General features: G+C 64.0%; 19 protein-coding genes and 2 tRNA genes. 10 read left to right on the plus strand and 11 right to left on the minus strand.

Annotation, left to right across the window (positions count from 1 at the left end; all coding sequences use genetic code 11):
* Window positions 1-96: 96 nt before the first annotated feature.
* Together QFW77_RS02685 and QFW77_RS02690 are read left to right on the plus strand one after the other, a co-directional pair.
* Window positions 97-969: a hypothetical protein gene (locus QFW77_RS02685; RefSeq protein WP_280572704.1), complete on the plus strand. Its 873-nt coding sequence runs from the start codon at window positions 97-99 to the stop codon at window positions 967-969.
* Window positions 970-1,063: 94 nt separating this feature from the next.
* Window positions 1,064-1,264 (plus strand): hypothetical protein, encoded by a 201-nt coding sequence (locus QFW77_RS02690; RefSeq protein WP_280572705.1) that lies wholly within the window; start codon window positions 1,064-1,066, stop codon window positions 1,262-1,264.
* Window positions 1,265-1,314: 50 nt separating this feature from the next.
* On the opposite strand, the gene QFW77_RS02695 is transcribed toward QFW77_RS02690, so the two are convergent.
* The 3 genes from QFW77_RS02695 to QFW77_RS02705 form a co-directional block, all read right to left on the minus strand.
* Window positions 1,315-1,671 (minus strand): hypothetical protein, encoded by a 357-nt coding sequence (locus QFW77_RS02695; RefSeq protein ID WP_280572706.1) that lies wholly within the window; start codon window positions 1,669-1,671, stop codon window positions 1,315-1,317.
* Entirely contained in the window at window positions 1,671-2,588 is a 918-nt protein-coding gene (locus QFW77_RS02700; protein ID WP_280572708.1) for an RHS repeat-associated core domain-containing protein, read from the minus strand. The genes QFW77_RS02695 and QFW77_RS02700 overlap by 1 nt, the downstream gene beginning before the upstream one ends.
* A 348-nt stretch (window positions 2,589-2,936) precedes the next feature.
* Window positions 2,937-3,266 (minus strand): hypothetical protein, encoded by a 330-nt coding sequence (locus QFW77_RS02705; RefSeq protein ID WP_280572709.1) that lies wholly within the window; start codon window positions 3,264-3,266, stop codon window positions 2,937-2,939.
* 1,733 nt (window positions 3,267-4,999) lie between these two features.
* Between QFW77_RS02705 and QFW77_RS02710 the strand changes: the two genes are divergently transcribed.
* From QFW77_RS02710 to QFW77_RS02735, 6 genes are all read left to right on the plus strand, one after another.
* On the plus strand, window positions 5,000-5,467 hold the full coding sequence (locus QFW77_RS02710; protein ID WP_280572710.1) for a PAAR domain-containing protein: 468 nt from the start codon (window positions 5,000-5,002) through the stop codon (window positions 5,465-5,467).
* A 2-nt stretch (window positions 5,468-5,469) separates the two neighbouring features.
* A complete protein-coding gene (locus QFW77_RS02715) occupies window positions 5,470-5,940 on the plus strand; it encodes a DUF4123 domain-containing protein (RefSeq protein ID WP_280572712.1) in 471 nt (156 codons plus the stop codon).
* Entirely contained in the window at window positions 5,940-6,275 is a 336-nt protein-coding gene (locus tag QFW77_RS02720) for a hypothetical protein (RefSeq protein WP_280572714.1), read from the plus strand. The genes QFW77_RS02715 and QFW77_RS02720 overlap by 1 nt, the downstream gene beginning before the upstream one ends.
* A 70-nt stretch (window positions 6,276-6,345) precedes the next feature.
* A complete protein-coding gene (locus tag QFW77_RS02725) occupies window positions 6,346-7,083 on the plus strand; it encodes a Tox-REase-5 domain-containing protein (RefSeq protein ID WP_280572715.1) in 738 nt (245 codons plus the stop codon).
* Window positions 7,080-7,829, plus strand: coding sequence for an Imm52 family immunity protein (locus tag QFW77_RS02730; protein ID WP_280572716.1), 750 nt, complete (start codon window positions 7,080-7,082; stop codon window positions 7,827-7,829). Before QFW77_RS02725 ends, QFW77_RS02730 begins: the two co-directional genes overlap by 4 nt.
* A gap of 81 nt (window positions 7,830-7,910) precedes the next feature.
* Window positions 7,911-8,657, plus strand: a complete 747-nt coding sequence (locus tag QFW77_RS02735; protein ID WP_280572717.1) for a hypothetical protein — start codon at window positions 7,911-7,913, stop codon at window positions 8,655-8,657.
* A gap of 94 nt (window positions 8,658-8,751) precedes the next feature.
* On the opposite strand, the gene QFW77_RS02740 is transcribed toward QFW77_RS02735, so the two are convergent.
* The 8 genes from QFW77_RS02740 to QFW77_RS02775 form a co-directional block, all read right to left on the minus strand.
* Window positions 8,752-9,171, minus strand: a complete 420-nt coding sequence (locus QFW77_RS02740; RefSeq protein ID WP_280572718.1) for a hypothetical protein — start codon at window positions 9,169-9,171, stop codon at window positions 8,752-8,754.
* 120 nt (window positions 9,172-9,291) lie between these two features.
* Complete coding sequence (locus QFW77_RS02745; RefSeq protein ID WP_280572719.1) at window positions 9,292-9,690, minus strand: hypothetical protein; 399 nt, start codon at window positions 9,688-9,690, stop codon at window positions 9,292-9,294.
* 161 nt (window positions 9,691-9,851) lie between these two features.
* Window positions 9,852-10,547 (minus strand): M24 family metallopeptidase, encoded by a 696-nt coding sequence (locus QFW77_RS02750; RefSeq protein ID WP_280572720.1) that lies wholly within the window; start codon window positions 10,545-10,547, stop codon window positions 9,852-9,854.
* A gap of 676 nt (window positions 10,548-11,223) precedes the next feature.
* Window positions 11,224-11,757 (minus strand): hypothetical protein, encoded by a 534-nt coding sequence (locus QFW77_RS02755; protein WP_280572722.1) that lies wholly within the window; start codon window positions 11,755-11,757, stop codon window positions 11,224-11,226.
* Window positions 11,758-11,943: 186 nt separating this feature from the next.
* Window positions 11,944-13,161 carry an RtcB family protein gene (locus QFW77_RS02760; RefSeq protein WP_280572723.1) on the minus strand — a complete coding sequence of 406 codons (1,218 nt, stop codon included), beginning with the start codon at window positions 13,159-13,161 and terminating at the stop codon, window positions 11,944-11,946.
* Window positions 13,162-13,219: 58 nt separating this feature from the next.
* Window positions 13,220-14,341: a slipin family protein gene (locus QFW77_RS02765; RefSeq protein ID WP_280572738.1), complete on the minus strand. Its 1,122-nt coding sequence runs from the start codon at window positions 14,339-14,341 to the stop codon at window positions 13,220-13,222.
* A 356-nt stretch (window positions 14,342-14,697) separates the two neighbouring features.
* Window positions 14,698-14,765 (minus strand) — tRNA-Lys (locus QFW77_RS02770).
* 3 nt (window positions 14,766-14,768) lie between these two features.
* Window positions 14,769-14,841, minus strand: a tRNA-Pro gene (locus QFW77_RS02775).
* Between the two features lie 540 nt (window positions 14,842-15,381).
* Between QFW77_RS02775 and QFW77_RS02780 the strand changes: the two genes are divergently transcribed.
* Window positions 15,382-17,346, plus strand: coding sequence for a DUF6438 domain-containing protein (locus QFW77_RS02780; protein WP_280572725.1), 1,965 nt, complete (start codon window positions 15,382-15,384; stop codon window positions 17,344-17,346).
* 307 nt (window positions 17,347-17,653) lie between these two features.
* Window positions 17,654-18,286, plus strand: a complete 633-nt coding sequence (locus tag QFW77_RS02785) for a GntR family transcriptional regulator (RefSeq protein WP_280572726.1) — start codon at window positions 17,654-17,656, stop codon at window positions 18,284-18,286.
* Window positions 18,287-18,297 lie beyond the last annotated feature (11 nt).

Consider the following 18,297-nt stretch of genomic DNA (forward strand, 5'->3'; position numbering starts at 1 on the left):
GATTCGGCCTTGGGTTGGGAAGCGAAGCAGGTGGCGACTAATCTCGGCGGGCGCGGGAAGCCGCCAGTTGGAGGCGTTCGGCAAGAGCGGTGGGTCATGAAGATCGGCATCCCTGGTCCGGCCTTCACGCGGCCGCCAGCGCCAACCGCCCTCCTGCTCTTCCAGCAGCGGCAACAGGACCCGCGCCAGGCCGGCGATCGCCGTCGCCAGACGCTCGGGCGCCACCGGAAGGCATTCTCGCGTCGGCAAGGCCGCCGCCTCTTGACGCCACTATACTTCCCCTTCGGACTCCGCAAATCGCACGCCTTGAAACTGAAAACGATGGATGAGTCTTGGCGGCTTGAGGCAGCATCTGCGCTGACCTCGATCCTTGCGCATGCGTTGTTGATTGGAGCCATGCTCTACCAAGCCAAACGCGGACCCGCTGATGGCGAATTGCAGGGACTCGGTGAGCCGCTCGTCGTTCAGTACATCACCACGATCACGCGGCCCAGTGCCATCAGCGACGTGGATGTCGAGCCACAGGAGCATGAAGATGCAGATGAGAACCCATCGAACGAGTTCGTACCACCGATCGATGAGCCACCTCCCGCCGATCTCGGCGAAGGTTCCGACTTGATCGCCGCTGACAGCACTGGCGTTTCAGTTCACGATGAGGGTGCAGCAGCGACACCCAATTCCGGCAGCATCGGCAGTGACCAGGATCTAGCAGCTCGCTACAGATCGGCCGTGCGATCCCGCATTGGGGCAGTGTGGGAAGATCTTTCGGGTACGTCCCTGCCATCGAACTGCGTGCTGTCGCTGCGACTCGAACCTGGAGGCGCAGTCCTCGAGGCGCAAGCCTCAGGATGTGAGCTCGACTCCGCTCAGAAGAATCAACTCGAAGCAGCAGCGCTGATGGCGCAGCCACTGCCGTATTCTGGCTTCGAATCTGTTTTTTCCTCTGATTTGGATCTGGATCTCAAATAGGTGCCTGTAACGATCCAGCCCTTCCCATAGCGTTCCGGTGCGGCCGAACGAGTCGTTGACATAGCACACACAGCTACCCCCCACCGTTTGCATCATGTGCGACGCACTGCCCTCGGAGTCGTGGTCCTTCATTACGACCGCGGCAGCCACTATGCAGCAGGCGGGCATGCAGCTCGCTGGCGAATGCCGGGCGGTCCGCCTGCGGCACGGCAGGCGCGTCCACGGCCGCGGCCGGCGCGAGCGGCTGTGCATAGACCTGATCCAGCAGGCCGCGCATCTCGCGGTGCCGAGCTGAAGGTGACCCCCAAAGCGTTCACGGCCGCTCAAGAGGGGAACCTCGAACTGTTATTTCAGATCGGTGTCGACCACAAGTGTCGCGCCGTTGTTCTTCACCCAGGGCTTATTGCGCTCCAACAGGTCGAAGGCAAGGCGATCCGAGTCGCGATTGATCTTGACGATGATGCTGGTGTTCTTCGGCGTTGGCACACCGCTTTCGCGCCTGAACTGATCGGTCTTAATGAACTCCAGGTACACCTCTACTTTGCGAAGCAATCGCTCCAGCGAGCGGCGATCTCCTGATAGCGGATCTGCGATCACGATGAACAGATCCGATCCTCCGCCATTTTTTACGGTGTTGACATCGATCACTCCAAGATCCGGTATGGGGTGATCATGGTCAATCTGGTAGGTCTCATCACCCATCAACAACTATCCTGTGGTACGCATTGTATGGTTCCCGCTCTATCACCAAGAGCATCCGAGTACTTCTGTGCTGAAGCTCCGGCATTCTGCCCTGGTGACAATACCTCCATGACATCGACCTTTCCATCTTGCCGAAGCGTTGCAACATCCGGCCGAACAGCCGATTGAGCTTCTCCACCCGTGACGGTGCTGACCCGCTGGTTCAAGTGAACGCTGACCGCATCCGTTCGCGCAGACTGCTCGCTTGCAATGCGTTGACTTGTCGAAGCATGAGCCGTTTCTTGGCCACCAGCTTTTGTTACTTGCGCCCTTCCTAGGATCGGGGCCGCGGCGGAAGCCGCGTCTGCTCCTGCGCGCACGGCGACACCAGCGCCTGTAACCCCGGGAACAACGGCCGCACCAACATCCGCGCCTAGCGCTGCAGCATTGGTCCAACTCGGATCCTTCGCTAGTACATAGGCGCTATAGGCTGCGAATCCGATATCGAGGAATACATCGAAGAGCCGCCCATCCGGGTCAGTGAATTTGTAGGGATTGTTCGCAGCGTAGGCATAGCGGCTGAAGAGCCGCATGTCTCCGGTGTCGTAAGCAGTCACCGGATCAACGCTGAGGAGCACGCCTAGCGCGGGATCGTAGTAGCGCTGCTGCATGTACGTCAGCCCGGTCGCCGCATCCTGTACATGCCCGGTGTACCCGGGTCCGTCAGCTAGTGCTGGCGTCAGCTGCGGGCCGTACGGCTCGTACTCGCGGCGTTCCAGTACGTTGCGGTTCTGGTCGGTGACCGCGACCACCGAGCCGAGCGCATCGGTGTGGATGTACTTCACCGTGGTTTGCGCGAATGCCGCGCCGACGGGCATCAGGCATAGCGCCAGCACGACGAGTAGCAATGTCGCACCGCAGGCCACGAGATCCTTCATTCGGCTGCTGCGCTGATCTGCGAACGTGGACACCACCCCGCCCATCTTGAAGGCGTGACGCCCACCGCTAGACTCGCGGCATTGGTCGATGTCCATACGACTCCCCCTGAGTCCTCCCTGGTCCGTCCGGAATATAGATCAGCTCGTGTCGCCTGCCCAGCCCCGCCTGTCGTACGCCCCAGCTGCTAGCTTACGCACCCTTTCCCTTCCGCCAACACCTGCCGACCCAACCCCGGCGGAAGATCGGACAGCCCGCTGGCCGCCCCCTCCCCAGACAGACTCCATCGGCCAAGCCCGGGATGAACGCTTCACGTTCAACGCGTAGCGTCGAATACAGCTTGGGTCGTCCTAAGGATGAGCGTCGGACAGGGTTTCCAGCACCTCGATCACCCCGCCCAGCATCTCGGCGGCGGCCTGGCAGCCGGCCGCGATGTCTTCCGCGCCATCGGCGCGATGGGCGGCGGCGGCCTTCATCACCTGCAGGAGCGAACGCGCATGCAGCAGGCGGGCATGCAGCTCGCTGGCGAATGCCGGGCGGTCCGCCTGCGGCACGGCAGGCGCGGCCACGGCGGCGGCCGGCGCGAGCCGCTGCGCATAGACCTGATCTAGGAGGCCGCGCACCTCGCGAGCCGCGCTGAAGATGACCTCCCCAAGCGCAGGCAGGCTGTGGTCATCCAAGGGGGCGGTGCCGATCGCGATGACGTCGCCAGTGGCGTTGATCGTTCGAAGCAGGCTCGACGCGGAAGTTTACGATTGGCTATAAGTGCCTGATCGAGCATGCAAGTGCTCTCAGGGGCGTTGCACTTCGGGCGTTAGTTCACCAGGCCTAACACTTGAATTAAGCCGACCCGCCGCGGGCCGACGAAGAGGCGAGGATGCCACAACGGCGAGACCTTTGAACGAGGCCGGTGGGCGGGTCCGCTTGAATGGGTTGTTAGCCCACAGGATCCCGATCAAAGAGAACCACATTGTTGGCTCGTAGGCACTTTATCTGAGAAACAAGTATGCACTTGCTTACTCCATACTTGTCCAAGTCCGTGCAAGAGGTCGCAATGTATCCTCTGATCCGCACGAACGAGCAGCCAGCGGGGATATCATCCGATGTGAAGGGATCAGATGCGTAGCGGACTAACCATCCGTCAGCGTATGCACCAGACTCGTCAACAGAAAAGTATCCTTCGATGTTGATAGGTCGATAACCGAGGCCAGGCATTGCCGCACTCGCTTTCTTAGGATTGCTTAAACGATTTGCCTGTCCCGCTAGAAACCCATCACGTTCTGACGCCGTTACCGCGGAAGAATGGTGTCCGGCTAGGCCCTCTGAAAAGCCGCTCAGAAAATCAGTTTGCGCATCATCAAGCTGTTGCTGCGGCGTTGACCTTGGGAATGACCCAATGTAGCGGCATGCCAGTTCTAAGACCTCATCGCCGGCTCCTCCTCGAAAAAGGCAACTGTCATGCCTAGCCTGTCGCTCCACAAAGAACGCGGTGCCGAAGACAGCGGTGGAGCTCAAGCATATGAGTGCCGTGCTGAGGATTGTTATCCTTTTTAAGTTCATAGGATAGTTGCACCTTCGGGCTAGCGCCTGAATTAAGCCGACCCGCGAAGCGGGTTCGGCTTGAATGAATTGTTAGAGCTCACTGCGGCGAGCCCATATCCAGACACAGAAAGCCGCCAATCCAACGCAGCATACAACCGAGAAGGCCCACATACTCATGTAGGACCAGTACAGCGTGGGATCCGCTGAGGCAACGACTTGCTCCTCCGGGTTACAGAAACGGCGACGCCGAACGCAAAGTCTACGTACCGTTGATTGCTCCCAACCATCCAGCAGCTGGATGGATGCGTAAATAGCAGCAGCCGATGATGCTGCTAGAATACTGAAAACCAGAACCCACCAACGTCGGGAGCCGAGAAATCCCGCTTTCTCCCATCCGAAGATGCGCATTAGCAACCGGTCAAGCATGAGTGAGCTCTAACTACGGTTAGACCCCTAGATGGGGCATAGCACGAACTCTGCTCTGCGTTCCTTGGGTCGTCAAATCGCGTTCGGACAAGCGATTGGACGGTGCCCCCCCATGGCCGGTCGCTGGAGTGCCGAGGCCATAGCCGACAGGCTACCTTGCGGTTGCGGTCTCGGTCGCGGGGCCGAGGCCTCTGCCAGCAGCTGGGCGGCCCGGGGTGGCACCTCGATCGGACGAATGCACCTTGGGCCGCCGCGCCGGCCCGTCGCTGCCCGCTGCCTACCGGCCGGCGCTTGCGTCCTCCGGAATTACGTCGAACCGCTTTCCAGGCCCTCGACCACCCCGCCCAGCATCTCGGCGACGGCCTGGCAGCCGGCCGCGATGTTTTCCGCGCCATCTGGGCGGCGGCGGCGGCGGCCTCCATGCTGAACACGCGCCCTGGATTCCGTGTCGATTTTCCTGGTGGTAGGCTTTCCCCAGGAAACGGCTAAGGATCAGCCAACCATGACACGGAACTGGATCGTGGTCGGGGACCCGACCAGCAGTGGGGGCCGGGTACTCACGGGCTCCCCGTTTACCGACATCGACGACAGCCCGGTGGCACGCGTCAACGACATGGCGATGTGCCCGCTCCACAAGGGACCCTTCCCGATCGTCGACGGCGACCCGACGCTCATCATCGATGGCCAGCCGGTCGCGCTCCATGGCAGTTCCCTCGCCTGCGGCTGCAAGGTGCTGTCGGCCAAGCAGATGCGCGTCTTCGTCGACGCCGGGCCCTCGGCCGGTGCACCGGGCAGGGCAGTAGGGAGCCCGGTCGAACCCGTGAACATCGTGGCGAGCAATGACAAGCCCGCCGTGTGCGAAGAATGCCTGATGGCCGGCGCCAGCAAGGGCGCGGCCTTCCTGGGTCGCTGACGATGAGCAGGTTCGTCATCGTCGACGCCGCGGCCTACGACGACACGCCCCGGGCCCTCCACTACTACACCCGGGACCTCCCGCGCCGCTCGCTGTTCGAGCGCCAGCCAGAGGCCAAACTCGCCGACAAGGGCCCGTGGCTGGTGCAGCTGCCCGACCATCCGCACACCCAGGTAGACGGCTGGCTGCGCGCCCTGGAGCTCGAGAAACCGGTTGTGGCGTGGCTTACCAGCAACGCCGACTTCGAACACCTGTTCGACCATCTGGAGCGCTGCCTGGATCTGCGCCGGCCCAACGGCAAGCTCGCGCTGCTGCGCTACTGGGACGGCAGGGTGTTCCTGCGGCTGCAGCGGGCGTTCACTCCGGATCAGCGGCGCCAGCTGATGGGGCCGATCGACCAGTGGCGTTTCCGCATCCTGGGCCAGCCCTACACCCTCGACCGCGCCAATCTCGAAGGCAAGGAGGCCGCCTGATGCTCGAAATCACGAAGGAGCAGGAAGCCCTGCTGCGCCTGCCCGACCCCACCACGTTCTTTCCCAAACTGGTGCAGGAGATCCGGCAGGAGTACCCGGGCCGCGTCGGGCACTTGAACGACCAGGCGCTCATGGATGAAGTGGTCAGGAGCCACGACCATGCGGCCTATGAGCTGCGCATCACGTCTCTTCCGGTGCTGGTGCGCTGGATCAAGGCCGACGTGGCCTGGGCGAAGGGGCTGCGCGCCAACCCCGGCGCGGACGTGTGGATGCGCAACGCGAAGAACAAGAACCTGGCAGCAGCGGATCTGCTGTCCAACCTCGCCGGCCAGTAGGGAGACCAGGATGGGAACAAGGACATGGGGCACGCGGCCGTGGTGGGGGCCGGGGGCCGGTGCCGGTGGCATGGGTGGCGTCGACGAGGACGGCAACCCCGTCGATCCCTACGGCGGCCCGACCACGGGCGAGGTGGTCGACGGCATCCGTGGCGCGATGGACCGGGCCACCGAGCGCGTGCGCGGCAATGCCGACGCCCGGTCCGAACCCCAGGCGCGGGCGCGCGAGGTCGACTGCTCGGAAATGGCCGACGAGACCGCATGCAACGAGTGCGCGTTAAAGCAGGGGTACATCGACAAGCCCAGTACCGGGCGCTACGTGAACCAGCGCAACATCATCAACTACGACTACCAGCTGTACATCGCGAACATGCGGTCGGCACCGCTGCGGTTCGGCTACGTCGTGGCGGACAAGGCCGACCCGGAGCGGAACTTCTTCTCGGTCGACACCCTCTTCGACTACCTCAACCGCCGCGGCTACTCCCGCACCATCCAGGAGTGGCACTTCAACGCCTGCGAGTTTGACGGCTTCTGGCCCGACGACTGCATGGTGGTGGAGGCGAAGGGCAACTACGATCACTTCCTGGACGAGAATGGCGAACCGAGGTACTTCTTCGTCTACCCCGGCGTTTTCGAGCCCTGGGGACTCCAGATGCAAAGGCAGAAGGCGGCCCTCACCATTGCGGAACCGGAAGGCAAGCTTCTCTGGTGCTTCATGCAGGAACTGACCATGGCAGCGGGGATCAGCATCGCCGGCATCGACCCCTCCATCTGCAAGCACGAGCCCATGCCGGGAGCATCCTTGTGATTCTCAACTCACAAATCAATCTCAGGGCCGAGCCGGTCGGCAAGACATCGGAGCAGGTCCTCCAGCTTGCCACCGACATCGTGACCGACCTGGCGCCCCTTCACAGGCTGATGGCGAACTGGCACAGCATGCCGGCCAGCCCAAAGGACAGTCCGGCACCGCTGAGCGACCGGGACACCGTGCTTGCCCGGATGGAATCGGAGATCGAGAAGAACCGGAAGCTGTACGGCGACTTCGATGAGCTGGGCGCTTCGCTGACCATCAGCAACGTCGACAACAACCGGGACTGGCGCAGCCCCGGCGTCGTGGTACTGGGCCTGAATCCCATGACGGGCTTCTTCAGCCTGCAGCTGAAAGGCATCGAGCCATTTGGCGGCGCGGCCCCCGATGTCATGCGCGACAGCCTGAACGTCCTTGTGCGCCGAATCGGGCCGAAGTTCGCCAATACCGACGTCAAGTCCCGAACTAGGGACAAAGGGCTGGTCGCCTACCAGTTCAACAGGCGCCTGTATCGGCACCGCGAGTTCTTCGGCTGGATGGGCTTCGTGCCTGCCGAGCTCCCTCACGACCGGATTCGGGATGCCGCTGCGGTGTATCCGGTGCCAGGCCACGGCACGGTCATCGTCTCGGTTCCGGGTTTGTTCGATCCGGCCGACGACGCCCAGGTGGACAAGGCCCACCGGGTGGAAATGGACCTGGCCAGCTACGACCTGCTGCCGGTGCTGGATCCCAACTTGAAGGAGTAGCCCAGCAACGCTTCGTCTCTCTTCGACATCGATTCGGCGGGAGCAGACGAAGGTGAGGAATGCCGATGCCGGAGTGCCGGGATGATCGTAACCGTCCAAGTCACTCTGTACTTCGAGCCTGCGGGAAGGTCAAACGAAGATCTGTATCGACTGGTCGCGGACGCGGTGGCCGATCTTGCGCCGCTTCATCCCAGGATGAGCAACTGGCACATCCTGCCGGCGAGCGCCAAGGAGAAGGCCACCCCGCTGGCCGAGCGCGAGCGTGCCATCGCGGCCATGAATGCCCAGATCGAACGCTACAAGCGCGAGTTTGGCGATTTCGACGGCTATGGCGCTTCGCTCGACGTCGCCAACGTCGACAACAACCGGGACTGGCGCAAGCCAGGCGTCGTGTCGGTGGGCGCCAGCCTGGCGGCTGGACAGTTCAGCGTGACGTTGAAAGGCGTCGAGCCTTTCGGCGCCGAGCTAGCCGGTATCGTGCAAGGCATCCTCGTCGCCCTGGCCCCCAGGCTCGATGCCAAGTTCGCCAACACCGACGTGAAGTCCAGAACGCCGGAGAAGGGCCTCGTCTCGTACCAGTTCGACCTGCGGCTGTACCAGCACCGACAGTTCTTCAGCTGGATGGGCTACGTCCCGGTCGAGATCCCGCACGAAAGGATTCGAGATGCCCACGTGACCGTCAAGGCGGGCAAAGGCACGGTCATCGTCGCCGTGCCCGGCCTGTTCGACCCTGCCGACGATGCCCAGGTCTACAAGGCCCACCGGGTGGAGATGGACCTTGCCAGCTACGACCTGCTGCCAGTGATCGACCCGAACTTGAAGAAGTAGCGGGTCACTACGCCCCGGGTACGCCATACGCATGGCTACCTCCGTCCTGCGCTTGGGTTGGATCGGGCCGTGAAGCCAGAGCTGTCGACATTCGTCAGGCGCCGCGCCGCTGTTCTGGAATTGATACCAGGCGAACCCCGGCAAGAAGTCCCACGCCGATACATCCTGGAAAGACCCAAGCCCAGTCACCTTGCTCTTGAAGAAGACTGGCCAGCAGCAGTGCAACCGCGCCCGCCACGAAGGACCAGCCGGACAGGTGGAACCCTTCGAGCGGCCTGCCAATGTCGAAGGGATTGCCGCGCCAGCTCGGGGCTACCCATTCCTTGTCGTTGCGGAAAACTGACAGGGCAACCACAGAGAACGCCGAGAACCCGATGAAAAAGAGCGGGAAGTCCCAGCTCGGCGGTGCCGAGAAGTCGTCTTGCATCACAGCCGTGATCGTGAGCCATGCCGGTATGGACAAAACGATGAATAAAATGCGAACCATCAACCAGGTTTTGGAGTTGCTCTCCATGGCATCTCACCTGCATTGAGTCTCGCCGGTACAGCGGCGGCGGTTTGGCGCCGGTACCAGGAAGCTGGAGCCAGCGGCGTCCAGCGATAGTACGCCCCGTGGGTCATGACGAGTAGCGATCTAGGCGTCCTCAGACACTCGATAGGTGCTTCCGCAATGAATGCAAGTAAACGTTCTCTTCTTGAGTACTTCACGGATCACAGCAGCCCACGCGTCATCTCCGCCAGCTGCAACGCTCGGGTGCGGCGAGGCGAATCCCTGGATGGTGGGATGCTTGTTGCAGCGCGGACACTTGTGCGCGAGGGCGAGTCCCACATGCGCTAGCAGCGAGAGCGCAGACAAGCCGAGCAGAACGAGAGGCAATGGGGCCTTCGGTGCGAACGATAGGCTCCTGTCAAAGATCTCCAAGAGAAGAATGTCAGCGAAAAGGGCTAATACGAACATGACAGTAAACACCGCCGTCGCGACAGCGGTGTACGCGTTCAGCACCATCACCTGAGATTGCGGGTACCGTTCCATTCCCACCACTCCTCGTCGAACCTTTGAGCTAGGCCGGCCCGATGGTAGCTGCCGGCCTGCGGCCAGTGTAGGCCGGGGAGCGTCGCACCATCGCGGGTGCCGTTGACCGTGGCCGACCAGCGCCCGCACATCCGACGAAGACGTTCCGCTGGAACCTGCCGTTAGAGCTCGACTGCTCGACCATCTGGGCCGAAGTAGTAGATGTTTTCATGCTTGAACCCCCACGCACCTCCGACCTTTCGGATGTGCGGCTCAAAGGTGAACAGGCCGACCTCGCCCAGGCGATCGTCGTTGTCCTTTTCAATGTAGCGACGATGCTCACGCGTTGACTCGATGCTATGCCCCACGTTTCCGAGGAAGTCTAGATTCTCGAAGCCCTCAGCGCTGATCATGGCGTTGGCGAACTCGAACAGGTCCATAAAGCGCATGTCTGGCTTCACTGCGGCAAGCATACGTGCATGAAGCTTCTGTTCGAATGCAATGCCTTCCTGAAACTCCGGCAGGTTGGGGCTTGCAGTCCACCGACCGTTCTCTACCACGAAGCTTCGCGCGCAGTCGCCCCAGACGCCCTCTATCGACGGACTTAGATCGACCGTGACGAGGTTCAGCTGGCCCACCACCTCGCTGCTCGGTTGGTACTCGCGACCAGATACTGAGAGGCAGCTCCGAGAGCCCAGCAGGACAAGCGCGGGGCAGTTGTAGTACCAAGTTTCATGAGCGCCACACTTGGCCATCATTTGCGTGGCTCTCTGAGCGATGCTCTGCTCCGTGTCGCCGGCAGTGATCATGCTCGCCAGTTCAGCCAGCACGCCCTTTGCAATGGCTTGTACTGCCCGATGCGCTTCAATGTTCGACACGAGATCCAACGCTTGAACTGAGCCAAGCCGCGGAGCGGCGTCGACTTGAGGTGAGTAGCTAAAAGCGCATTTATCGTCGTAGCAGCCGGACAAGTACCGCCAGCTCGCGCAGGGTGATCTTGCCGTTGGTTCCCACCACGGCGCACACCAGTGCTAGCACTACGCTCGATGCGAGCAGAGAGGTTGCGCCCGGCTTTTCCGCAACGCTCAGCCAACAAGCGACCGCGAGCGACAAAAAGCTCGACGCAAACAGGGACAGAAATACTATAAGAGGATGAACTTTCACGGCTGCCCTCGGCATGACAGATTCCGCCATCCTTGGCGCCCGACCCTCGCCATCTCGATGCGAGGTCAGCGATTAGTCGCTGGAACTAACGGTAACTCAAACTTTGGAGAAGCCGCAACCGCCTCCAACTACGAGTAAACCTCTAGATGAGGCATACCACGAACTCTGCGCTACGCTCCTTGCCGTCAATCGAGCTCGACAGCCGGTTGGGATCTTAACTTTGCCATGACAAATCGCGATGGCCGCGCCGAGGCATAGCCAGCGACAGAACACTTTGCGGGCGCAGGGTTCCGACCTTAGTCAGCACCTGGGCGGTTCGGGGGCAGAATACCGATTAGGCGAATGCACCTGTCTCGCCGCCCTCCCCGGCCCGTCGCTGGCCCGCTTGACCTACAAGCGGGAACCTACCTCCTCCGGAACCACGCCGAACTGCATCTCCAGCCCCTCGACCACCCCGCCCAGCACCTCGGCGGCGGCCTGGCAGCCGGCCGCGATGTCTTCCGCGCCATCGGCGCGATGGGCGGCGGCGGCCTTCATCACCTGCAGGAGCGAACGCGCATGCAGCAGGCGCGCATGCAGCTCGCTGGCGAAGGCCGGGCGGTCCGCCTGCGGCACGGCAGGCGCGTCCACGGCGGCGGCCGGCGCGAGCCGCTGCGCATAGACCTGATCCAGGAGGCCGCGCGCCTCGCGGGCCGCGCTGAAGATGACTTCCCCAAGCGCAGGCAGGCTGTGGTCGTCCAAGGGGGCGGTGCCGATCGCGATCACGTCGCCAGTGGCGGTGATCGTTCGCAGCAGTCCGTCGAGCTGATCGACCTGATCGAGGGTGATGCCGAAGGCCAGGCGGTTAGGTGGTGTGTCGGCGACGCTCCCCGCCCGGTGCTCGCCGTCGCACGCATTGCGGGAAGGGGTGACTGCTTCGGCCATGTTCGCGCTCCTTCGCTACGGGCCTCCATTGTTGGTGGCTATGGGCGATTTGTCGTCTCCACCTGGTGGACGTCCGAGGTATCCATTCGCGATACCGAAATGGAGCGCAGTCGGAGCCGCGCCCGACCGGCCCCAACACCACGAGGCGCCGCACAGGAAACGGCCCCGCCTGCGCGGGGCCGTCCCTCACCCCTTCACGCACACCACCTGGCGCAGGGTATGTACCACTTCCACCAGGTCGGCCTGCGCCGCCATCACCGCGTCGATGTCCTTGTACGCGGCCGGCGATTCGTCGATCACGGCCTGGTCCTTGCGGCATTCGACGTGCGCGGTGGCCTCGCGGTGCTGCTTCAGCGTGATGCTGTTGCGCGCCGCGGTGCGGCTCATCACCCGGCCGGCGCCGTGGCTGCAGCTGTGGAAGCTGTCGTCGTTGCCCAGGCCGCGGACGATGAAGCTCTTCGCCCCCATGCTTCCTGGGATGATGCCGAGCTCGTCCCTGCCCGCGCGCACCGCGCCCTTGCGGGTCACCAGCATTTCGCGGCCGGCGTGCGTTTCCTTCTGCACGTAGTTGTGGTGGCAGTTCACGGCCATCGCCTGCAGCTTGAACTTCGGCAGCTCCGCGCGCATGGCGTGCAGCACGCGCTGCATCATCGCCTCGCGGTTGGCGCGGGCGTAGTCCTGCGCCCAGCCCACGGCCTCGACGTAGTCGTCGAACAGCGGCTCGCCTTCCATGAAGAAGGCCAGGTCCTTGTCGGGCACGTGGTAGCCCAGCACGCGCTTGCCCAGCACCTCGCGGGCGCGCTGGATGAAGTACGTGCCGATGAGGTTGCCGGTACCGCGCGAGCCCGAGTGCAGCATCACCCACACCGCCTCGCTCTCGTCCAGGCACACCTCGATGAAGTGGTTGCCGCCGCCGAGCGTGCCCAGCTGCTGCTCCACCTTGTCGAGGCGGATCTTCGGGTGCCTGGCCTTGATGCGCTCCAGCCTTGGCCACAGGCCGGAATTGGCCAACGCGGTTTCCACGCTGTCGGGCGTCCTGCGGTGGTTGCCGCCCGGGCCGTTGCCGACCGGAACCGCGCGCTCGATCGCCGAGCGCAGCGCGCTGAGCGAATCGGGCAGGTCGCCCGCGCCGAGCGTGGTGCGCACCGCGGCCATGCCGCAGCCGATGTCCACGCCCACCGCGGCGGGAATGATCGCGCCCTGGGTCGGCACCACCGAACCCACCGTGGCGCCGATGCCGAGGTGCACGTCCGGCATCACCGCCACCCACGGCCCGACGAAGGGCAGGCAGGCGATGTTGCGCAGCTGCGCGTGGGCCTTGTCTTCCAGCGGCACGCCGCGGACCCAGCCCTTGATGGGGGTCTCGCCCTCGTGGTGCAGCCATTCGTAGTTCGTCGTGTCCATGTCTTCCATTCCTTGTAAGGCCCCGCGCGTCGCGTCCGTGCGACGAGCGGGGATATCGCTACTTCATCGTCACCAGTTGCCTGACGACGCCATCCAGGCCGCCGAACACGGTCAACCGGTCGATCTTCTCGGTCACCTTCTCCAGGGCTTCCAGCTCCTTGAGACGCATCAGCACCGGGCTCTCGTCGATCAGCTTCGCGGTGTTGAGCAGCGACCGGGTGGCGTTGGCCTCCTCGCGGCGGCGGATCACGTTGGCCTGCGCCTGCTTCTCCGCCTGCACCACGCCGTTGAGGATCTCGCGCATCTCGCCCGGCAGGATCACGTCCTTGACGCCGACACCCAGGACTTCGATGCCGAGCGCCTCCACGCGACCGCGCACGTAGGCGAAGATCTCCGCGTCCAGCGTGGCCTTGTCGCCCAGCAACTCGTCGAGCGTGCGCGCGGCCACGGCCTTGCGCAAACCGTACTGCAGTTCGCGGTAGACGTAGTCGCCGTACTTGGCCACCTGCGTGCGCGCGGCGACCGGGTCGGTCACGCGCACGGACGCGGCCAGGTTCACGCGCAGGCTCACCTTGTCGCGGGTCAACAGCTCCTGGCCGGAGACCTCCATGGACTGCACGCGCAGCTCGATGGTCTCCACCGCCACGTTCTTCCGGAAGTTCCAGAAGGCGTAGCTGCCGGCGCCGAGCACCTCAACCAGCATGTTGTCGACGAACACCAGGCCCGCCGACTCCGCCGGCACCTCCAGCACCACGGCCACGCGGGCCAGCGCGCCGAGCTGGCGCAGGCGACGCGCGACCTCCGGCGCCACCCGCAACCCTTCCGCGAGCGACACCGTCTCGACGTCGACCTGCACCAGGCCGCGCCAGTACAGCTGGCGCACGCCCGGGGCCAGCACGTCCTCGAGGCGGCCGTTCTTCGAGACCAGGCCCACCTCGTCCATGCCGATGTCGGCGAGCACGAAGGTCTCGCCCGGGCGCGCGCCGAGCGCGGCGATCAACGCGTCGGCATCGTTGCCGGCGTATTCCGGCTTGCGGATGTCGTGCACCACCACCTCCAGCTGGCCGCGCCACGCGAACAGGCGGTACACGCCCGGCGCGAGCACGCGTTCGAAACGGCGGTTGCGATACACCAGGCCGCGCTCGGCATCGCCGATCACGACCCGTCGGGTCCAGAACATCATGGGTGTCTCCTCGTGAATGGCTCTGGTGATCCGGCTCGCGAGGGGCGGGGAGCCGGTTGCCGCGGGATGCCGGCGGCGGGATGCCGCCGGCGGAAAAGGTGGGAACGCCCTTGACGGAGAACACGCGGGCGGCCGGTGCTGGCGTTGGCGTCTCGCGAGGATCGGCGGTCGCACCCGTGCCGGCGCACAACCGTTTCTCTTCGCTGTCGGCCACCGCCAGGACGCGGTGCCGGTGCGCTCCCCGCTGCGTGCTCCGTCGTGCATCGCGTTGTATTGCGATGCCCGGCGACCCACGCACGGGACGTTCCCGGATCGGGCTTGCGCCCTGTTGTGCTGATAACAATCAGCGATCGTTGGAGCGGGATTCGAACCCGCGACACATGGATGAAAAGTCCATTGCTCTAACCGTCTGAGCTATCCAGAGGTCAACGTGCGGGACTCGAACCCGCAACCGACAGCATCCGAAGCTGTTGCTCTCCCAGTTGAGCCAACGTTGTCGCAGCCGCCCCGGGCCGGCATCGGCATACGCCACGGCAGCGCCGCGCGCACCGGGCGGGACACGATCCCGCACCGCTGTTGCCGGTGGATCCGACTGCGCATTGCCGCCTCTCCCGAAGCGGCAATTCATGGCGTCGCACCGCGCCGCGGCCTGCACCGAGGCACCCAGGCGCCGCGCCGGACGCGGGCGTGAACCCGCACCGTCGCGTCTCCGCGTCCCTTGCCACAGGCCAGCATGGCCCGGGTGCCTCGGGATCGCGCGATGCACGCGCGTTCCAGATTTCCTTTGCGAACGCCGAAACGAAAATGCCCCCGGCATGGAGTCCGAGGGCATTCGCCGTGCCTCGGAAGATCGGGGCGACCGATCTCCCGTGGAGGAGCCGGTCAGGTCAGGGGGACGCCTTCATGCGCGAACCACGCGCGCAGGCCCGCATCGCGCTTGCGCAGCGATGGCATGGGGCGTTGGGCGATGTGGTTGCGGAGGGTCATGGTCGAAAGCCGATTGGTGCGTTGAGTCGGGATCTCGCGGATCCCGAAGGGTGCGCACCATACTCGCGTTTCTTGCCGGCCGCAAGCGGAACTTCAGTTTCGCGACGAGCGGTCAGGTGACGCGCTCGAGCGGCCACTGTTCGAGCAGGCTTGTGCGTGCAGAGGACAAAGGCAGCGCGATCTCCCTGCCTTGGTTCGAACCGATTGAAAGACCGACCACCTACGCTCGCCGGTCCTGGGATAGCATCTATGCTCACGGTCTGCCTGCTGTCGGAGCCATCTCGGCCGGGCATACCAACCATGGGCACACCGGGTCAGGAGACAACGACGTGAGGACTGGCAGCCCGATTCGATGCGTGCTGCTGTCGCTACTCAGCGCAATGGCATTGCTCGGGTGCGGCGAGACGGCACCACGCCAGCCCGGTGCTTCCCCACTCGCGCAGCTACCGGTGTGCGCTGAAGGGCAGATGGCCGGTATCGCGCCCACCCCAGCCGAGATCGCCTCGCATCGTCAGTACGAAGTTCCCGTCCTCACTATTCCCGGCCCCTACGATCCGGAGCGCATCTGGGGGCTGTCCCTCACGTTGCTGGTGGACGAGTCCGGTGCCGTGGCCTGCTATGAGGTGGAAGATTTCTTCGGTCGGCCGCAGGCCATGACGGGCGAGCGCCTCGCCCTGCTGCGCGCGATGACGGCATGGCGCTTCAAGCCATTCCTGCAAGCGGGCACCGCGGTGCCCGCGATCGTTCGCGAACAGATCTATGAGCAGCGTCTCCCGCAGCATCGCCGCTCCATGCCTGAAGTCCCGCACGGCCAGGTCACCGTTTCGCTTCATCGTAGTGGTTGCTTCGGCTTGTGCCCTGCGTACACCGTGGAGATCCAGGGCGACGGGACCGTCACGTATGAGGGCCAGCGGTTTGTCGACGTGGAAGGTGTGCACCGCTACCGGATTCCGGCCAGTCAGGTGGCATCGCTGGTCGAGGAGATCGAACGCAAGGACCTGTGGTCCATGGACAGGAACTATCGCGCGCCCATCACCGATAATCCGACCTACGTGTTGACGTTGCGGCTGGGGGACCAGACACACCAGATCGAGGACTACGTGGGGCCCATAGTAGGAATGCCGCAGGTCATCCGGGAGTTCCAGGAGCAGGTGGATCAGGTTGGGCGTACCGCGCAGTGGACCAGCCTGTCCCTTGCGGCAGTGGACCGCCTGCGGCAGGAGGGCTTCGACTTTCGTTCGGAAGATGCCGCAGATCTGCTGGTCCGCGCGGTAAGCAATCAAGCAGGAGACGACGAGAAGGCCATGCTCAAGTTGATCGAGTACGGCACGCCGCTGCAAGGCGGGAAGTCGAACCGCTTGTATGCGGAGCCTGTCGAGCAACCCCTGCTCGACTTGGCGTTGGCGAACCATCGCCTCCTGCTGATTGCCCCGCTGATCCAGCACGGCGCGCTGGAGACGGGCGGCGCGCTCGATCAGCGCAAGCTGGACGCCGCTTTCCAAGCCGCGATCCGCGGCGGAAGGCTGGAAGCGGTGCAGGCCATCTGGGATGAGGGCGGGCGCCGGGCGCGGCCTTCGCTGTTCTTTCCGGACGAGTCGGACGACTCGGAGCACCCGAAGCAGCAAGACTCACCAGTCACGCTTCTGCTGTCGCGTCGCCATGGGGATGAAGGGTGGGAGGGCAGGCAGATTGCGCAGTGGCTGGCGGCCCGGGGTTGCGACCTCGAGGCGCGCGGCGCCAGCGGGACCACGCTCCTGCACATTGCCGTGGACGGCGACGATGCCGCGTTTGTGCAGTACCTGCTGGATCAGGAGGTCGACGTCAATGCACCCGGGGAGTTCGATCTTCCGGCATTGGGTTCGGCCTCGAATGAGGACATCGCGCTGATGCTGCTACAAGCGGGTTCCCGCTGGGAAATGGGCGACACAGGTAGCGGCTTTCTGCGGTACGCCCGCGAACAGCGTTGGGGGCGGGTGCTGGCTTGGCTGGAGGATCATCATGGATCGCTGCCGTAGAGCGAAGGACAACCGCGGCCGGGATCGTCGGAGTCCCACTGGCGCAAGCGCCGGGCTCGTTGGCGGCGCCGCGGCGCGCTGGGGACTGGACGGAAAAATGAACCTGACCCTTTTACGCAGCAGCCAAGCGCTAGAAAGTTACCCCTGAGGCTTTTTCCACACTCGGTCGCAGGACAGAGGGCTTTGCCAGGACCTGGGCGCCCAGATCCATACACCGCAACCTTCAGAAAACTTGACCCGCATCTCAACATCGAGCCGCCAAAAATCTCAGATTAAACACGGCCATTCGCGGATATGGAGTTCCGCCATGAGCGCATTCCACACCAAGAGCGTGCAGCTGCAGGACCAGATCCGGCGGGCACTGCGATCAGGGCGCTACCTGCCCGGCGACCGGATCGATCCGGCCTCGCTGGCCGCCGAGTTCAGCACCAGCCTCATGCCGGCGCGCCTCGCGCTGGAGCGCCTCGTCGGCGAAGGCCTGCTCGAGCACCACGCCCGGGGCGGCGTATACCTTCCGCTACCGGTCGAGATCGAACTGCGCGATGCCTATGACTGGATGCAGCGCCTGCTGCTGATGGCGTGCGATGTCGGGATCGCCGCCAGGGCCCCGGGTGGCGTCAGACAACCCCAGCTCCCCTCGAACGACGGCGACCTGGTCGAGGCGACCTGGCAACTGTTCGACGCCATCGCCCATGCTACTGGTCACACCTTTCTCTACCCGGCCGTGAGGCGTACGAACGATCAGCTCGCGCCGATCCGACGGGCCAAGCCGGGCCTGGTCGATGATGCATTCGAGGAGCTCGCCGCGCTGAACCGGCATTGGCAGCAGCGCGATCTCCCCAGCCTGCGGTCGGCATTGCACGACTACCACGAGCGCCGCAAGCAGCTGGTCCCGTGCATCACGGTGACGCTCAAGCGGCAGCACGAGCACCGGCAATAGCCGCGGGCGGC

The sequence above is a fragment of the Luteimonas endophytica genome, assembly GCF_029887875.1.
In the GTDB taxonomy this organism is placed as follows: domain Bacteria; phylum Pseudomonadota; class Gammaproteobacteria; order Xanthomonadales; family Xanthomonadaceae; genus Luteimonas; species Luteimonas endophytica.